The organism is Candidatus Binatus sp., from assembly GCF_030646925.1.
In the GTDB taxonomy this organism is placed as follows: Bacteria; Desulfobacterota; Binatia; order Binatales; family Binataceae; genus Binatus.
Map to the genome: position 1 here is coordinate 1 of NZ_JAUSKL010000090.1, position 16,650 is coordinate 16,650.

General features: G+C 60.3%; 13 protein-coding genes and 1 tRNA gene. 7 read left to right on the forward strand and 7 right to left on the reverse strand.

What is annotated here, in order from left to right; translation table 11 throughout:
* The 4 genes from Q7S58_RS16285 to Q7S58_RS16300 form a co-directional block, all read right to left on the reverse strand.
* On the reverse strand, nucleotides 1-455 hold a 455-nt coding region (locus Q7S58_RS16285), incomplete at its 3' end, for a carbon starvation CstA family protein (RefSeq protein WP_304828255.1).
* A 302-nt stretch (nucleotides 456-757) separates the two neighbouring features.
* Nucleotides 758-967, reverse strand: a complete 210-nt coding sequence (gene tatA / locus Q7S58_RS16290; protein WP_304828122.1) for a twin-arginine translocase TatA/TatE family subunit — start codon at nucleotides 965-967, stop codon at nucleotides 758-760.
* A gap of 171 nt (nucleotides 968-1,138) precedes the next feature.
* Nucleotides 1,139-2,569, reverse strand: coding sequence for a sigma-54 dependent transcriptional regulator (locus tag Q7S58_RS16295; RefSeq protein ID WP_304828125.1), 1,431 nt, complete (start codon nucleotides 2,567-2,569; stop codon nucleotides 1,139-1,141).
* A gap of 2 nt (nucleotides 2,570-2,571) precedes the next feature.
* Nucleotides 2,572-4,278 (reverse strand): nitrogen regulation protein NR(II), encoded by a 1,707-nt coding sequence (locus Q7S58_RS16300; RefSeq protein WP_304828127.1) that lies wholly within the window; start codon nucleotides 4,276-4,278, stop codon nucleotides 2,572-2,574.
* A 339-nt stretch (nucleotides 4,279-4,617) separates the two neighbouring features.
* On the opposite strand from Q7S58_RS16300, the gene Q7S58_RS16305 reads away from it, so the two are divergent.
* From Q7S58_RS16305 to Q7S58_RS16320, 4 genes are all read left to right on the forward strand, one after another.
* Nucleotides 4,618-7,113, forward strand: a complete 2,496-nt coding sequence (locus Q7S58_RS16305) for a glycosyltransferase family 2 protein (RefSeq protein WP_304828130.1) — start codon at nucleotides 4,618-4,620, stop codon at nucleotides 7,111-7,113.
* 220 nt (nucleotides 7,114-7,333) lie between these two features.
* The gene (locus Q7S58_RS16310) at nucleotides 7,334-7,480 is read left to right on the forward strand and encodes an FtsW/RodA/SpoVE family cell cycle protein (RefSeq protein WP_304828133.1); all 147 of its coding nucleotides are present in this window, start codon (nucleotides 7,334-7,336) and stop codon (nucleotides 7,478-7,480) included.
* A gap of 953 nt (nucleotides 7,481-8,433) precedes the next feature.
* Nucleotides 8,434-9,024 carry a hypothetical protein gene (locus tag Q7S58_RS16315; RefSeq protein ID WP_304828136.1) on the forward strand — a complete coding sequence of 197 codons (591 nt, stop codon included), beginning with the start codon at nucleotides 8,434-8,436 and terminating at the stop codon, nucleotides 9,022-9,024.
* A 3-nt stretch (nucleotides 9,025-9,027) separates the two neighbouring features.
* Nucleotides 9,028-9,954: a hypothetical protein gene (locus Q7S58_RS16320; protein ID WP_304828138.1), complete on the forward strand. Its 927-nt coding sequence runs from the start codon at nucleotides 9,028-9,030 to the stop codon at nucleotides 9,952-9,954.
* Between the two features lie 25 nt (nucleotides 9,955-9,979).
* Here Q7S58_RS16320 and Q7S58_RS16325 read toward each other — a convergent pair whose 3' ends face one another.
* Complete coding sequence (locus Q7S58_RS16325; RefSeq protein WP_304828140.1) at nucleotides 9,980-11,401, reverse strand: M20 family metallopeptidase; 1,422 nt, start codon at nucleotides 11,399-11,401, stop codon at nucleotides 9,980-9,982.
* Between the two features lie 157 nt (nucleotides 11,402-11,558).
* Between Q7S58_RS16325 and Q7S58_RS16330 the strand changes: the two genes are divergently transcribed.
* The 3 genes from Q7S58_RS16330 (at nucleotide 11,559) to Q7S58_RS16340 (ending at nucleotide 15,750) form a co-directional block, all read left to right on the forward strand.
* Complete coding sequence (locus Q7S58_RS16330) at nucleotides 11,559-12,800, forward strand: CaiB/BaiF CoA-transferase family protein (RefSeq protein WP_304828143.1); 1,242 nt, start codon at nucleotides 11,559-11,561, stop codon at nucleotides 12,798-12,800.
* Nucleotides 12,801-12,935: 135 nt separating this feature from the next.
* Complete coding sequence (locus tag Q7S58_RS16335; RefSeq protein WP_304828145.1) at nucleotides 12,936-14,669, forward strand: amidohydrolase family protein; 1,734 nt, start codon at nucleotides 12,936-12,938, stop codon at nucleotides 14,667-14,669.
* A gap of 391 nt (nucleotides 14,670-15,060) precedes the next feature.
* Nucleotides 15,061-15,750: a glutathione S-transferase N-terminal domain-containing protein gene (locus Q7S58_RS16340; protein WP_304828147.1), complete on the forward strand. Its 690-nt coding sequence runs from the start codon at nucleotides 15,061-15,063 to the stop codon at nucleotides 15,748-15,750.
* Between the two features lie 154 nt (nucleotides 15,751-15,904).
* Here the strand turns inward: Q7S58_RS16340 and Q7S58_RS16345 are convergent.
* Nucleotides 15,905-16,000 (reverse strand) — tRNA-Sec (locus tag Q7S58_RS16345).
* A gap of 147 nt (nucleotides 16,001-16,147) precedes the next feature.
* Complete coding sequence (locus Q7S58_RS16350; RefSeq protein ID WP_304828150.1) at nucleotides 16,148-16,624, reverse strand: YbhB/YbcL family Raf kinase inhibitor-like protein; 477 nt, start codon at nucleotides 16,622-16,624, stop codon at nucleotides 16,148-16,150.
* Between the last annotated feature and the right edge of the window lie 26 nt (nucleotides 16,625-16,650).

Below are 16,650 nucleotides of genomic sequence, written 5' to 3' on the forward strand. Positions count from 1 at the left end.
GAGCGTCCGTCACGCTTCAGCGAGTAGCCGAGAATCACGAAGTCCTGCACGCATCCGCCGAGCACCGCGCCGAGGATGATCCAGATGGTCGAGGGCAGGTAGCCGAATTGCGCGGCCAGCACTGTTCCGACCAGCGGACCGGGGCCGGCGATCGCGGCGAAATGATGGCCGAACGTGATCCACTTTTGCGTCGGCACGTAGTCGCGGCCATTGTTCAGGCGCACCGCCGGCGTGACGTGCGAGTCGTCGAGTTCAAGCACGCGGTCGGCGATGAATTTCGAGTAGAAGCGGTAGCCGATCGCGTAAACGCACACGGCCGCAACGATAAACCACAGCACGCTCGGCCGGTCCTCGCCGCGCGCGATCGCGAGCACGCCGAGCGCCGACGCTCCCAGCACGCCGACTCCGATCCAGAGCACGATTCGAATGAATGGCGGGACGCGAAGCGGCTTCACGGCCAACGGATTTATCACAAAGACGCGCCGACCCTAAGCGGTCAGACGCGGCCAGGCCGGCCGGTCTATCCCGTCACCCGTGCACCGCGGCCGCAGTTCCCAATGCCTCGCCCACTCCTTATTTACCTCTCCCGCAAAAAAGCGGGCGAGGAACAGGGACGGATCCCTTGGCTGCGGCGGCCTTCGCTCGGGATGACGGAACGGAGGTATCAGTGAAATAAGGCGGCCTCGCCAAGATGGTGCGGTGAACGAGCGACTCGCATGCGCGGTCGCGTCGGGTGAGGGCGAGTTGTACGGGCGAGCTACGCGATCTTGTCGGGCTTGACGACTTCGGGAGTCTTGGCTTCGTCGGTTCCGGCGACCGTCTTCGTGTCGTCGTCGCTCATGGCCTTCTTGAAGTCGCGGATGGCCTTGCCCAACGCGCCGCCGACGTCGCCGAGTTTGCTCGGCCCGAAGACGACCAGGATGATCAGCAAAATGATCAACAGATGGCTTGGCGCAAAGAGGTCCATATTTGTCTCCGGCGCGGCCGCGCGGCCGTGCGCTCAAAAGTCTATCTCGTGGATTCGGGGATTGCCATCTTTATTTTTTGCGATTCGGCCCTCCGGCCCGACTCGGCTTCGCGTATTCTTTGCGATTCGGCCCGCCGGCCCGATTCGGCTTCGCGCTTTTATTCCCGCCGCTCAGGCGCTACGGGCGGGCTGCGCTTCAACTGGCGCGCCGCCGTCGAGATGATACCGCTGCACCTTGCGATAGAGCGTCGAGAGATGGATTCCCAACACCTGCGCCGCCTTCACCTTGTCGTTTTCGACCTTATCCAGCACGCGCTTGATATGTTCGCGTTCGAGTTCCTCGAGCGTCAGCCCGGGATTCTCGATACTCGCCATCACCGGCGACGTCGTGCGCAGCTTGTCGGGCAGATCGTGCGAATGGATCACGTCAGTCTCGGCGAGAATCGCGGCGCGCTCGATCGTATTCTCGAGTTCGCGGACGTTGCCCGGCCACGGATAATTGATCAGCACGCGCATCGCGCCCTTTGAAAATCGCATCCCGCCCGTTCGCGCGAGCGATTTCTCATACTTGCGCAGAAAATGATTCGCCAGCAGCGGGATGTCGTCCTTGCGTTCGCGCAGCGCCGGCAAATTGATGTTGATGACGTTGATTCGATAGAGCAGTTCCTCGCGGAAGCGCCCGGCCTTGACCTCGACCTCGAGATTGCGATTGGTCGCGCACAGCACTCGCACGTCGAACGCCACCGGATCGTTCGAGCCGAGCGGATAGGCCTCGCGCTCCTGCAGCGTGCGCAGCAGTTTGACTTGCAGCGCGAGTGGCAACTCGCCGATCTCGTCGAAGAAGATCGTGCCCTTGTCGGCGGCTTTGAGCAATCCGACTTTGTCCTGGCCCGCGCCGGTGAAGGCGCCGCGCTTGTAACCGAACAGTTCGCTCTCGAGCAGATTCTCAGGCAGCGCGCCGCAATTGATCGGCAGGAAGCGATTGTTGGCGCGCTCCGACGAAAAATGAATCGCGCGCGCGACCAGCTCCTTGCCGGTGCCCGATTCACCCGTGATCAGCACGCTCGAATCGGTGCGTGCAACTTTTTCCATCACGCGGAACGTGCTTTCGATCGCGTCGCTTTTCCCGATGATGCTCTCGAAGCGATATTTCTCGCGCAGTTCCTGGCGCAGAAACCGATTCTCGCGAAACAGCGCCTTGCCCTCGAGCGCGTTGCGCATCACCTTTTTCAGATGATCGTTGGCGAACGGCTTGGTGATGTAATCGTACGCGCCTTGATGCAGCGCCTCGACCGCCGATTCGACGCTCGCGTAGGCCGTCACGATGATACCCATCACTTCGGGATCGAGCTCGCGCATCCGGCGCAGCAAATCGAGGCCGCTGCCGCCGCTGGTGAGATTCAGATCCAGAATCGCGAGATCGATTTTCTCTTTTTCGAAGATCCGAAAGCCGACTTCAGCCGCCGGCGCTTCCATCACTTCGTAGCCCTCGCTGCGCGCGAGTTGCACGATAATCGAGCGCATCAACGGCTCGTCTTCGACGACCAGGATCCGGTACGGTCCGCGCTCCTGCGCGGTCCACGATGCGTCGTTGGTGTTCATCGTCAGGCGGCGCTTTGCGTCTGAACCGCTTCCTCGTGCACTGGCAGCGTGATCGCAACCGAAGTGCCGCGCCCGACCTCGCTATCGACGCGGATGGTGCCGTGATTCGCGAGGATCATGCGCTGGCAGAGCGACAGTCCAAGGCCGACGCCCGCGCCGGCCGGCTTGGTGGTGAAAAACGGATCGAAGACCCGCTCGAGATGCTCCTTCGGGATGCCGATGCCATTATCGACCACTCTGATTTTGATGCGATGCGATCTGTCGGAGCCCTGCCCGACTTTGTGATTCTCCGTGATCACCTTGATCACTCCGCCTTCCGCCGGCGACGCGTCCGCCGCGTTGAAGACCAGGTTCAGCAGCACCTGCTGGATCTCGTTGTCGTCGGCGAAAGCCGGCCGCAGGTCGGGCGCGAGGATCGGTTCGACGCGAATCCCGCTGAAGCGCTTATTGTAGGTAACCAGCCGCAAAGTCTCGGACACCAGCGCGTTGACATCGACGTGCTTGCGCTGCGCGGTCGTCGGACGCGCGAAATTGACCAGGTCTTTCAGCGTGCTCGAGATGCGCGTGATCTGCGACAGGATCGTATGCATCACGGTGCGTCGCTGCTCGTCCTGTTCGCCGCTCAGCAGCGACTGCACTAGCGATGAAATCGACGCGAGCGGATTGTTCACCTCGTGCGCGACGCCCGCCGCGAACGTGCCCGCCGCCGCCAGCCGCTCCGCCTTCAGCAGCGAATCGAGCATCTCGTGGCGCTGCGTCACGTCGCGCAGGATCATCTGGATGAATTGCTTATTGCCGTAGGAAATCAACGCCATATTGACGTCGTAAAAATACGGTCCCAGCGGCAGGTCGATCGCCTGCGCGGTGCCATCGCGCAGCACCTGCTCGAGCGACTTCGCCGTGTCGGGACGCATGTGCTGCGGTACAAAATCGGTAAGTGGCCGGCCGACCAGCGGCATCTGCTCCTCGCCCGGCATCATCAGATGCATCTTTTCGGCCGCCGAATTTGCGCCGAGCACCGCCCACGTGTGCGGCTCGATCTCGTACATCGGATCGGGCGCGTGATTGACCGAGTTGCGGTACTTTTCTTCCGACTCGCGCAGCATCCGCTCGCGCCACTCGATATAGAACTGCGAGACCATCAGGCGCCGTTCGTCGATTGCTGCGACCACGGCGTCGCGCACCTGTTCCATCCTGCGGCCGGTCATCGTCGATTTGACGTGCTTCAGGATGACTTGCTTGAGCGCGATATGGATCGTGTTGAATTGCGACGGCTTCGCGCGCGCGATCATTCCCTCCTGACAATGGCGGCGCAGATGAACGTAGGTGCCAAGGTCCTCGGGATCGCGCAGATGATCGACCATGCGGATCAGCGCATTGAACATGTTGATTTTGAGCTTTGCGACTTGTTCCTCGCTCGAATACCAGGCCGGGAACATCATCAGGATGGTATCGGTCCATTGCTCGACGATACCCGCGAAGTGCCGATCGATCAGGTCGGCCGCTTCCGCGCGCAGTTCCAGCCCTTCCGGCGTGCGGCTCCAGATCGGGGCTCCCCACAAGCGCGAGAGCGATTCCTCGATCTCGAGCAACTGCGCCTTGATCAGCGCCAACTCCTCGGCCGTCGCATTGATTGGCGTGTCAGTCGCGTTATGGCGTTTCTTGGCTTTAGACGATCGGCAGCATCCGCAGGCAAGCGATAGTTTCATGGCTAGAACCGACTCGAAGAGATTAGGTTTTGGCCAACCATCTGACTTCTTAATTAATGGACAGCAGCCATGCAAATGGCGTCTGAATCACCTTCATCCTGATCGACCTATAACATTCGCAAAATAGTCAATCTAGCGAGCCGGTTTGATTCGCAGATGCCTAAATTTGCAGCCTGCGAATCTTTTCGACTGCTGGGCCCGCCCGCGCAAATCGTCGAGCGCTCAACCCAATTGGTCTGTCGCATCGAGCCAATGAGGTAAAAACCCTGCAAATCATTGCGATTTTCCGATGGCATGGCTTTGGCTCTCTGCTCTCCTACATCGAGGATGCTGACACCGATGACCACCACTCAGGAACCGCCGCAGAACATCCAAGCCCATGGAAAATTCTTTTCTTGCAGAGGCCAGAAGTTCTTTTTCAAGGCGATGCGCCTGCCCGACGTCAGCGCCACCCTCGATTTCGGACAGAAACTCAAAGTTCGCAAACGCCTCGACGATCTCAAGGCCGCGCACACCACCGGCCTCGTGCTCACCGAATCGCAGGCGCAGCCGCTACTCGATCTCGCCGCGCAATCCGGTCTGTCCGCGATGCTCGAACTTTCGATCGCCCCCGAAGAATTGCTCCGCGCGCGCGGATGGAAGTCGATCGTTTCGCGGATCGCGCATACCGCGCACGTCTTCAGCCAGCATCCAGCACTGATCGGATACATCCTCGATTGTCCCGTGCGCCAGGATCAGTTGCGCGCCGGCGGCCTCGCGAATGCTCGCGCGCGTCTCCGCAGCATCATCAGGATCATCAAGGACCGCGCGCCCGCCGCGATCGCAGGAATCAAGCTGCGCCCCGAGACTCGCGCGCTGACCGTGCTCGAAGAAGATTTTCTCTACGGCGAAATCCCGGCTCTCGAGCCAATCGAAATTCGGGATTTCGTCGTTGCCCTGCACAATCTCGCAGAGGCCCGTCCGGTGATTATCGAATTCGCGGATGCATCGCCGGGGCAGGACGAAGCGGTTGCGGTGGCGTTTGGTACGGGGGCGGCTGGGGTTGTGGCGCCGCCGGTTCCTGCTCCGGTTTCCAAAGATTGGCTCGGCGTGAAGCTGATGCGCGCGTCCGACCTGATGCCGTTCGTTACGCTCAACGGCACCTGCCCGCCGCCCGCCGCGCGGATGCCGATGGTGTCGGTCGTCATCTGCGCCTACAACGCCGAGCGCACGATGCGCCGGTGCCTCGAATCGCTGCGCAAGCTCGATTATCCAAACTACGAAGTCGTCATCGTCGATGACGGCTCGCGCGACAGCACCGCCGAAATCTCGATGGATTTTCCCGAGTTCCGCCTGATTCGACAATCGAATAAGGGACTCAGCGTCGCGCGCAATGTCGGCCTGCACGCCGCGCGCGGCGAGCTAATCGCCTACACCGATTCCGACTGCGTCGTCGATCCGCACTGGCTCACGCTCATGATGCGCTCGATGGTCGAAAACGATTTCGACGGATGCGGCGGACCGAACTACGCGCCGCATGAAGACGGCTGGATCGAGGCGTGCTGCGCCGCGTCGCCCGGCGCTCCATGCCATGTGCTCGTCGGCCAGGATCGCGCCGAGCATCTCGCCGGATGCAACATGGTTTTCAGCAAGGCGGCGCTGCTCAAGATTGGCGCTTTCGATCCGCAGTACACCGCGGCTGGCGACGACGTCGATATCTGCTGGCGGCTAATCGACGCGGGCTACAAGCTCGGCTTTTGTCCCGCCGCGTTCGTCTGGCATTTCCGCCGCAACACCATCAAGGCCTACTACGGCCAGCAACGCGGCTACGGTCGCGCCGAAGCGATGCTCTATCCGCGCTATCCCGAGCGCTTCAACGTGATGCGCCAAATTGCATGGCGCGGCACCATCCCCGGAATCGCGCGCACGCTGCCGGGCGGGAATCGCCAACGCGTGATGTGGAATACGGCCGCCGGCTCGCAGGCGCTGTTCGACCCGAGCCTGACGCTCGCCGGCGTGATACCGCAGACGCTCGAATACACGGTCTTCGCGGCGATCGCGCTGGTCATCTCGATCATCTTGGGATGGAGCGTGATTCCGGCCGCCGCGATGCTGGCGTTGGGACCCATTTGGGCGCTCTACTATGGATGGCACGCGCCGCTCGAAAAATCTCACGAGAGCTTCCGGGCGCGCCTGCTGATCGCTTATCTCGCTTATACGGGGCCGATGATTCGAACCATCACACGCTACAAGACGCGCGCGAAAGCCAGTACCGGACTCGGCGCCGCGGAGACGATTCGGCAGAAGCCGTCGATCGATTGGGCGCGCCGCTCGGTCAACCTCGCGTACTGGAACGAGCAATACGTCACGCGCGACACCCTGCTCGATCGCGTCGTCAAGCTGTTCGCGCGCACCGGCCATCCCGCGATCGTCGACGCGGGATGGAACGACTTCGACCTCGAAGTGCATCCGAGCCCCTGGACTCGCATCGAGCTCAAGACTGCTGACGAAGAGCACGGCGGGATGAAGCTCAAGAACATCGTAGTCGCGCGCATCAGGACGACACGCCTGACCGAGCTGGCGCTCGCAGCCGGCGCACTCAGCGCGGCGATCGCGGCGCTCGCGGGACTGCCGGAAATCGCACTGGGCCTCGGCGCACTGACGATCGCGGGCGCGATCTGCGTAGGCGGCGCGATGATCGAAGCAGGGCGCATCGCGTATCGGGCAATCGAGGAATGCGCGACCGAGCTGAATCTGTCTCCGCTGGGCAAGCCAGTGCGCGAGCGCTCGCGCGTCGCGGTCGAAGCCGCCGCCAACAACCCCGTCGCGGTACGGATCGACGCCCAAGAACGCTAGCCGCGCCCCCGCCCAAATGGACCCCCATCAACGCTAAGATCTCGGTGGTCCAGCAACGTGACGATCCGGCGCCATCGGCGGCGTCACGTGGCGCAAGACTCGCCCGGCTTTAGTCCGAATCTGTCCGATAATCCTGACTGACTGATAGATTGATGCGTCCAGTCGGCAGCCACTCGATCACGAGCCGCCGCGATTGAAGTGATCGGCGAGCAAGATAGCGATGCTCGCGCTGGCTGCGATGCTCGCGGCGCCGCCGGTGGTGGGAATCACGCTGCCGCTGGCGAGTGACGGCAGATCGTCGCTGATCGCGATGATGGCGGCGATCGGAATCCTGATCAACATCAACGCCCGCCGCTTCCTGTTCTAGATTGAATCTTCGGCCTGCGTCGGTCACACTTGAGATCGGCCCTATTTGATCTCTTGAACAACGCCACGGGACAGTCTGTCTAGGTACTTTTCATGGTAAAGAAGAGAGCAGTGTGTACGCATTGCGGTGAAACAGCCTTGGAGGTCTACATATCGGTACCGGTCGAGACCGAGGGCACCGGTTTCCCATTTATTCGATCAATCCTGTGTCCCAACGGATTTGGCGAGATCACCGAAGACGGATTGCTCATCAACACTGAAGATACGCCGAAAAAGTATAGCTATGCGCTGGATGAACCAGAGGAGGGATCGAGCTACACTCTTTGCAAAGCGCCCGGCTTGAGAAAATCGGACCAGGGAAACGGGATACTACTAGCGGAATTTGACGGGGAGGTTCGACGAATATCTCGCAACACGGTCGACATTACGTCAGCAAGGAAGATGCCCTGGAATTCGAAAGCCGCGCAAAGAAGGTTTCGGCAACTGTTGAGCGAATCGAACAACAAAACTACAGTTGGTCGAAGGCCGCACCGTCCGACAACCCTATCGGCATCATCGCTTTCTCTTGTGCCGCGCAAGGATTAGACCGTAGGTTCAGTTCAGTCGATCACGAACTGCCGCGACCGCTATGATTCGCCAACACGCAGGAACAAGGGGAACACTCGGTCGATGGGCTTCCTAAAGCTTTTACTTAATTCGTTTTCGCCCAATGCCGAAGGCGTTAGAGAGGCGATGCGAATCTCGTACGCCAAGCACCTCCGGTTGGCTAAAGCAGGCCGTATACCAGTCCCGGAGGGAACTACGCCCCATGAAGTGGCGCTATACGGCTCTCTTGCTTCGAGGTATCGAGCACTAAGTCAGGACTGGACGGAGGTCGAACTCATGTCGGACTTAGCTCCCTTTCTTATGATGGATCAGAGTGACGCCGTAGAGGCGGTTGCGGAGTACGCGGCTATGAAGGAATACCCCACGCAGGCGCGGATTCGTTGGTTGAAGGAGCAGATAAATCAGACGATTAGAAACTTGACTGGTGCCGAGAAAGAATCGGCTTTGTTTGTCCCTCTCTTTCCAGGCTTAACGAACAGGCAAATTGAGTGGTGGAAGCTTCTTGACGAGCCAGCGCGCCTGTTGGTCGAACGCCAGTTGGAAATGGTGCAGAAGAAGGAAGTGCAACCTGAAGAGAATGACGACGCTCTCGATTCGATTCTTCGAGAAGCTGGATGGCAGAGCGAAGACGATGAAGAGCTCGTAAAAGAAGTGCGCGAATTACTCCAAAAGGCTAACTATCCGGACGACCTGGATAGATATTTCGACGTACTGCGCAGGCATGGGTGCGCGATGAATGTCGCGGGAACCTATGCGGATAACTCGGAGAGATGGGAGTTTTCGAAAGTTTCCGGGGGAAGGGAGATTAGCGTGACGATCACTTTCTCGCGCGATAGTCGTAGCCTTAGCTGGAGAGGAACTCTCGGCCTCGTTTCTGGCGAGGTGACTACTGGTCAATCCGTCGCGCAACTGGAAGCCCAACTGGCCGAGTGGGCGTAAACAATGAACGACAAAAGCCTTGTATGTCCGCAGTGTGGTGCAGACGCGCACAGGGGTTTGGTCGCGGACGGGGATGAAGTCGACTGGTCGGCCAGATGCGCCAACGGTCATGGCGAGGTTACTGAAGACGGGTTGCTCCTGACCACCGAAAAAGCGGCGGATGGCTATGAAGTTACGCAGGAAGCCGGAAAGGATGGGCGGGTCATCTGTCGCTATGGCGGACCTTGGAAAATTGCCGACACTCTCCTGCAGAGCATTCTTGACTTGGAGAGGCAACGTCTCGGGCCCGGCAAGACAGTCGATCTCTTGTCTGCAAAGAAAATACAATGGAATTTAAAGGCCGCGAAAAGGAGGTTTCGGAGACTATTGAACCGATCGAATAACAACCTCCCTCCGATCGAAGATCAGAGCTTGCGGGAACTGGCAGCTGAATTACTCGACGAATACCGGAAGGGCATGTGGACAGGCGATGATGCCTGGTACTCCGATGACGACCTCATGAGATGGTCACAAGAAGGGTTCTTTCAGGAGTTAAAGGACTATGAGCTTCGCAAAAGCCGGGAGCCCATGCTGGTATTGTCAAAGCTTCTGCCCGAGCCACTCTCGACAGCGTTTCATCAGGTAAGGGAGTGTTACCGAAACGGCCTTTTCGTCGGGACGGTGGGAATGAGCCGTGTAATCCTGGAGGATGTTGTCAAGCGCGCCTCCGGGGACTTGGAAGACGGATCTTCCTTTGTTCAAATGGTGTACAGACTTCCGGAAAGTCTACTACAGACTCGAGATAAGCAAAAAGCTATCAGGCTTAAATTCGACAGCAACACAGTCCTCCACGCTGCCGGAGTTGGATTTAGCGAGAGCGAAGCGTTTCTGCATTTTTCAGGGGTAGCCGAAATTGTAAGTATCCTGGCGAACAAAGGCACCCTCAATTGATCCAACAGTCCGATAGTTGCTCGAATCACGAACCGCTGCCGCGTCGTTTGAAGTGATCGGCCAGTACGTTGGCGACGCAGCAGGTCAGTTTCTTCGCAGTCGGGATATGCAGAAATTCGTTGGGGCCGTGCGCGTTCGCGTGCGGTCCAAGCACGCCGGTGATCAGGAACTGCGCTTCCGGAAAGCGCTCGCCGAGCATCGCCATGAACGGAATCGTGCCGCCCTCGCCCATGTACGCAGTCGGCTTGCCGAAGTAGTCATTCGACGCGGCGTCGAGGCTGCGCTCGAGCCACGGCGAAAGTTCCGGCGCGTTCCATCCGCTGGCGCCCCAGTTCGGCGCGAAACTGACCCTCGCATCGTGCGGCGGATTTTCTTCGAGCAATGATTTGAGCTTCTGCGTCGCGATTTTAGGATCGCAGGTCGGCGGCAATCGCAGCGACAGCGTCACCGCGGTTTGCGGGCGCAGCACGTTGCCGGAATTGGCGGTCGGCGGCAGTCCGTCGGCGCCGATAATCGACAGCGCGGGACGCCAGGTGCGATTCAGCACGAGTTCAGTGAGATCGCGGCTGACTGGCTGCGTCGCCCCTGCGAACGGAAATTTCTTGTAGATGTCGTCGCCCAGCACCGACGCCGTCGCCGACGCCTGCTTGAGGCGCGCCGCGGGAATCTCGACGTGAAACTCGCGCGCGAGCACTTCTCCGCTCGCCTCATCCTCGACGCGACTCAGCAGTTGCCTGACGATTCGAAAACTGTCCGGCACGACGCCGCCCGCATCGCCGGAATGCATCCCCTCCGTCAGCACCTCGACCGTTAGCCGGCCGCCGACCAGTCCGCGCAGCGAAGTGGTGCACCAAAGCTGCTCGTAATTGCCGCATCCCGAATCGAGCGCGATCACCAGGCTCGGCTGGCCGATGCGCGCCGCGAGATGCTCGATGTAATGCGGCAGGTCGAAGCTGCCGCTTTCTTCGCACGCCTCGATCACGACGACGCATCGCGCATGCGTGATGCTGTTCGCTTGCAGCGCGCCGATTGCCGCCATGCACGCGAACGTCGCGTAACCGTCGTCGGCCGCGCCGCGCCCGTACAATCGATCGCCCTCGAGCACCGGTTCCCACGGCCCAAGGCCGTCGCGCCATCCCGCCATCTCGGGCTGTTTATCCATATGCCCGTAGAGCAAAACGCAGTCGTCGGATTTACCGGGGATGTCGATGAACAGCAGCGGCGTGCGTCCTTCGAGGCGCGCGACTTCGACCTTCATCCCCGCGATCGGCTGGCGCCGCACCCAATTCTCGAAGCGCGCGACGACGCGCTCCATGTGCCCGTGCGCCATCCATTCCTTGTCGAACGCGACCGACTTGTTCGGGATGCGGATGTACTCAATCAGCTCGGAAACGATCGAGCTATCCCAGAGCTGTTCGACGTGACTGCGAATCGATGCCTTATCCATGACGACAGCCTACGCGACCAGCGCGCCGCTTGGCAAAATCTTTTGCAGCGCGTTCGCGCGCGCAATTTTTCGCACGAGTCGCCAGCTATCAACCGCTTGCGGATAATCGAAAGCTGTATTAGCGACAAAGTGTCGAATCGTTCTCGGGAGAATGACTATGCAAAATGGCGGAATTCTGGCGGGTCTGCGCGTAATCGATTGCGGCACTTATATCGCGGGGCCGGCCTCCACGACCATCATGTCGGACTTCGGCGCCGAGGTTTTCAAAATCGAACGGCCCGGCGGCGGCGATTTATGGCGCCTGTTCCCGCATCTGCCCGGCACCGCCAAATCGAAAATCAACTGGGGCTGGGTGCTCACCGGCCGCAACAAAAAAAGCGTCGCGCTCGATCTCTCGAAAGCCGAAGGCCGCGAAGTGCTGATTCGATTGGTCAAGAGCGCCGACGTCTTCGTCACCAACTATCAACCGCAACTGCTCGAAAAATTTCATCTCGCGTACGAGGATCTGAACGCCGAAAATCCGCGACTCATCTATGCGCATCTCACCGGCTACGGCGACGCGGGCGACGACGTCGATGCGCCCGCGTTCGACGCGCTGGCATACTGGGCGCGCTCGGGCCTGATGATGGGCGTGGTCAGCGTCGACGGCAAACCGGGCGGCCCGCGCCCCGGTATCGGCGATCATCCGACCGCGATGTCGATGTTCGGCGCGATCATGCTGGGCCTCTACAATCGCGAACGCACCGGCCGCGGCTCGAAGGTAGGCACCTCGTTGCTCGCGAGCGGCGCGTGGGCCAACGGATGCGATCTCCAGGCGAAATTTTGCAACGCCGAATTTCCGCAGCGCAGCGAGCCGGGGGCGCATCCGCCGAATCCGCTCGGCGCCGGCTATCTCAGCCGCGACGGCAAGCCGTTCATGATCGCGCTGCTCGACCCCGACGTCGAGTTTCCGCGGCTCGCGAATGCGCTGGGGTATCCCGATCTCGCAACCGATCCGATGTTCAAGGACAACGACGGCAAGAAGGAAAATGCCGCCGCGCTACACGCGATCCTGCAATCGCAATTCGAGTCGCGCGACCTTTCCGAGTTGCGCGGGCTGTTCAAAAATTACGACATCAAGTGGGCGCCGTTCCCGACCCTCGACGACGTGGTGAAAGATCCGCAGATGCGCGCGTCGGGCGCGGTCGTGGACATGGATTATCCCGGCCACGGCAATCTCGAAACGATTACCAGTCCGCTATTTGTTCGCGGGAGCGAAAAGCGCAAGCCGCAAGCTGCGCCGGACGTGGGCGCAAATACGCGCGAGACTCTCCGCGAACTCGGCTACAGCGACGCCGCGATCGATAGGTTGATCGAGCGCAAGGTCGCCTCGACTTCGGATCAGGAAACGTCGCTGTGACTTTGGCAATGACCGCGCCGCGATGCGCGGTCATCAGAATGGTTTGCAGTGCGCATTAGCAATGCTGTAAGAGAAAAGGATACCCGCGCGCGCATCGAGCGCGCCGCTTCCAACTTGGCGCTTGGAGGAAAGCTCATGGCCGATTTCGACATTCAAATCAAAGGCGGCACGATCGTCGATGGTACGCGGGTTCCGCGCTACCGCGGCGACGTCTGGATCAAGGACGGGAAAGTTGCACAACTGGGCGGCCGCGCTCCCGGCTTTGCCAAAAAGGTGATCGACGCGGACGGCCTGATCGTCGCGCCGGGCTTCGTCGATCTGCATACACACTACGATGCGCAGATTCGCTGGGATCCCTATTGCACGATCTCCGGATGGCACGGCGTAACTTCGGTGGTGCTCGGCAACTGCGGCTTCGGCTTTGCCCCGTGCAAACCGGACTTCCGCGACCGCTCGATGCTGACGATGACGCGCACCGAAGCGATCCCGTACGCCTCCATGAAGGCCGGTATCAACTGGGACTGGGAGACGATCCCGCAGTACCTGGATTCGCTCGACCGCGCCCCGAAGGGCGTCAATTGTATCCAGTACATGCCGACCGCGTCGCTGATGACCTACGTGATGGGTCTCGAAGCGGCCAAAACGCGACCCGCGACCGAGTCCGAACGGGCCGAGATGGCGCGGCTGCTGGATGAAGGCATGGACGCGGGCCTATGTGGCTTTTCGATTCAACGCCTGGGACCGAACTCCGCGCAGGCTGACTTTGACGGCTCGCCGATGGTTACGGATACGATGTGCGACGAGGACATCCTGAACCTCGCGCGCGTGCTCCGTAGGCGCGACGAAGGCTTCATGGAAATCACGCAGGGCACCGGCGACCCTCGAATCGACCTGACATTCGTTGAAACGCTCGCCGATGAATCGCAGCGCCCGATCCTGTGGCAGGTAATCGTTCCGACCCGCAACAATCCTGAAATCCACCGCCGCAGCTTGAGGTTCGTCGAACGCAATCGCGCGAAAGGGCGTCAGATCTTCGGCCAGGCGGGCACGGTCCGCAGCGGCTTTGCCTTCAGCCTCGAGAACTGGAACCTCTACGACACGCTGCCCGAATGGCGCGTATTGACCACCGGTACCACGGAAGAGAAGCTCGCCAAGATGAAGGATCCGGCGCTGCGCGCGGCGGTAATCCACGCCAACGATAATTGCGACATGAACTTCAAAGCGATTCAGGCGGGCGTCGGCGGCAACCCCAAGCATTTGATCGTGACGTGGGTCGAGAATATCGAGCCGCTCGAGAAATACGTCGGCAAATCGCTCGGCCAGATCGGCATGGAAGAGGGTAAGCATCCGATCGAAGCGATGCTCGATATCGCCGTAGCGAGCGGCCTCAAGGCGGAGTTCCTTGGCCCCAACCGTGGTTTCAATTCGGATTACATGGCTGAGATCATCAACAACTCGCAGTTCACCTTCCCCGGCGTGTCGGACGGCGGCGCGCACACCAAGTTCTTCACTGGCGGCGCTTTCACGACCGACTTCCTGCGCTGGCTGGTGCGCGACGAGCAAAAGATCACGCTGGAAGAGGCTCATTACCGCTTGTCGGCGTTGCCAGCGCATGCGGCGGGTTTCCGTGATCGCGGCGTGCTGCGCGAAGGCGCAGCCGCAGACGTCGTGGTCTACGACCTCAACCGTCTGGGGATCGAGCCGGATTGGGTCGGCGAGATCGTACATGACCTGCCGGGCGACGAATGGCGTCGCGTGCAGCGCCCGCAGGGGTACCGCTCGATCATCGTGAACGGGGTGGAAACCTTCGACGAGGGTAAATGCACAGGCGAGACGCCGGGCAAGCTGTTGCGTCACGGCCACGCCTGATCGCGCGAGCAATCTGAATCGGCAATGAAGGGGCGGTCCGCACGACCGCCCCTTTCATTTTTTGCGACACTCTGACGGTTTCGTTTCTCCGTGGCACAGGCTTTAGCCTGTGGAGAGCACATCGGATGTTCAGAGGCTGACCCACTTTTTGTCACCCTGAGCCGCCGCTGTAGCGTGAGCACCACCACTGTTGTCATTCTGAGGCGAAGGCTGCGCAGCCGAAGAATCCCGGATCTGTTTCTTCGTCGGGCGTCTTCCGGGTTCCTTCACTACGGCAGCCTTCGTTCAGGATGACACGAGGAGGCTGCGCGCGTCACGATCCGAATTCCGATCGCTTGCTCGCGCGCGCAAAAGGGAGCGAAATACGAATCGCAAGCGGAGGATTTTTTTAATGATCGATCTCTACTATTGGCCGACGCCCAATGGGCACAAAATTACGATCTTTCTCGAAGAAACCGGGCTCGAATACAAAATCGTGCCGGTCAATATCCGCAAGGGCGAGCAATTCGCGCCCGAGTTTCTGAAGATCAGCCCGAACAACCGGATGCCCGCGATTGTCGATCACAACGGTCCCGGCGGAAAGCCGCTCGCGCTGTTCGAGTCGGGCGCGATCCTGATCTATCTCGGCGAGAAGACCGGCAAGTTCCTGTCGTCCGAGCCGCACGCAAAGTACACGACGATTCAATGGGTGATGTTCCAGATGGGTGGAATCGGCCCGATGTTCGGACAGCGCGGACATTTCCTGCGCGCCGCGCCGGAGAAGATTCCGTATGCGATCGATCGCTACACCAACGAATCGCGCCGCCTGCTGAACGTGATGGAGAAGCGCCTCGCCGAGGCCGAATACCTGGCCGGCGATTATTCGATCGCCGATATGGCGACCTATCCGTGGGTTGTAGGCACTCGTCGCGAGCCCGAGGAACTGCAAGCTCGGCCCAACTTCAAGCGCTGGCTCGACGCGATCTCCGAACGGCCTGCGGTCAAGCGCGGCCTCGCGGTGATGGCCGACTTGCCGCCGGAACCGCTCGACGAAGAAGCGCGCTCGATCCTCTATGGCAACAAGCAATTCGAAAAGCGCTGAACGCGCTCGACTACCGGTAGATCGTTACAGCGTCAGGCCGCCATCGACGACGAGACTCCGCACCGGTGATGTAGCGCGTCTCCTCCGACGCGGGAAATAGTGCCGCCGGCGCTCGTACGGGTTCGGCAGTTCGTCGAACCCGTCTCACAGTTGATGGCGGAGGGGGGAGGGAGTCGAACCCTCCGGCGACAGTATTAGCCGCCAAGCCGGTTTTGAAGACCGGTGGGGCCACCGGGCCCCTTCCTCCTCCAGCCCTTGTTTCTTAGGGACTTACAGCGATTTGCACAACCCGACAGTCGGCAAATCCAATATGAGCTGTTTAGCTCTGCTTGCTACAAATCGAGATCTGCTGGTGAGACTTTTCGGAGGGAACGCTGGCCCGCCTGATGCCGACACCTCAACGCTTGCGCTGATAGGTTCCGATCAGCGTCGCCTGGGCCAGGATATGACCTTTCATCGCGGTTTCAAGTTTTGCCTTCGTTGGCCGATTGAGGTCAGGCAGTATTTTGTCCAACGCATAGAGCTTGAAAAGATACCGGTGACGTCCGATTGGGGGGCATGGCCCGCCATAACCGGTGCGCTTCCAGTCATTCACACCAGCCAGAGTACCGGCTGGCAATTTGGCGGAACCGGCCGCCTCCGGCAGGCCATCGAGCGTGGGCGGAAGATTGTAAAGTACCCAGTGCACCCAGGTCATTTTTGGCGCAGCCGGATCGGGGGCGTCCGGGTCATCCGCGATTAGGGCGAGGCTTCGCGTTCCTTCAGGAACGTTCGACCAGGCCAGTGCGGGAGAGAGATCCTTTCCGTCGCAGGTGTGAACGGCAGGTATCTCGCCCTGATTCTTAAAGGCAGGAGAGATCAGCTTCAGTGCCATTGCGAGAAAAGTCCTCGGACGACTAA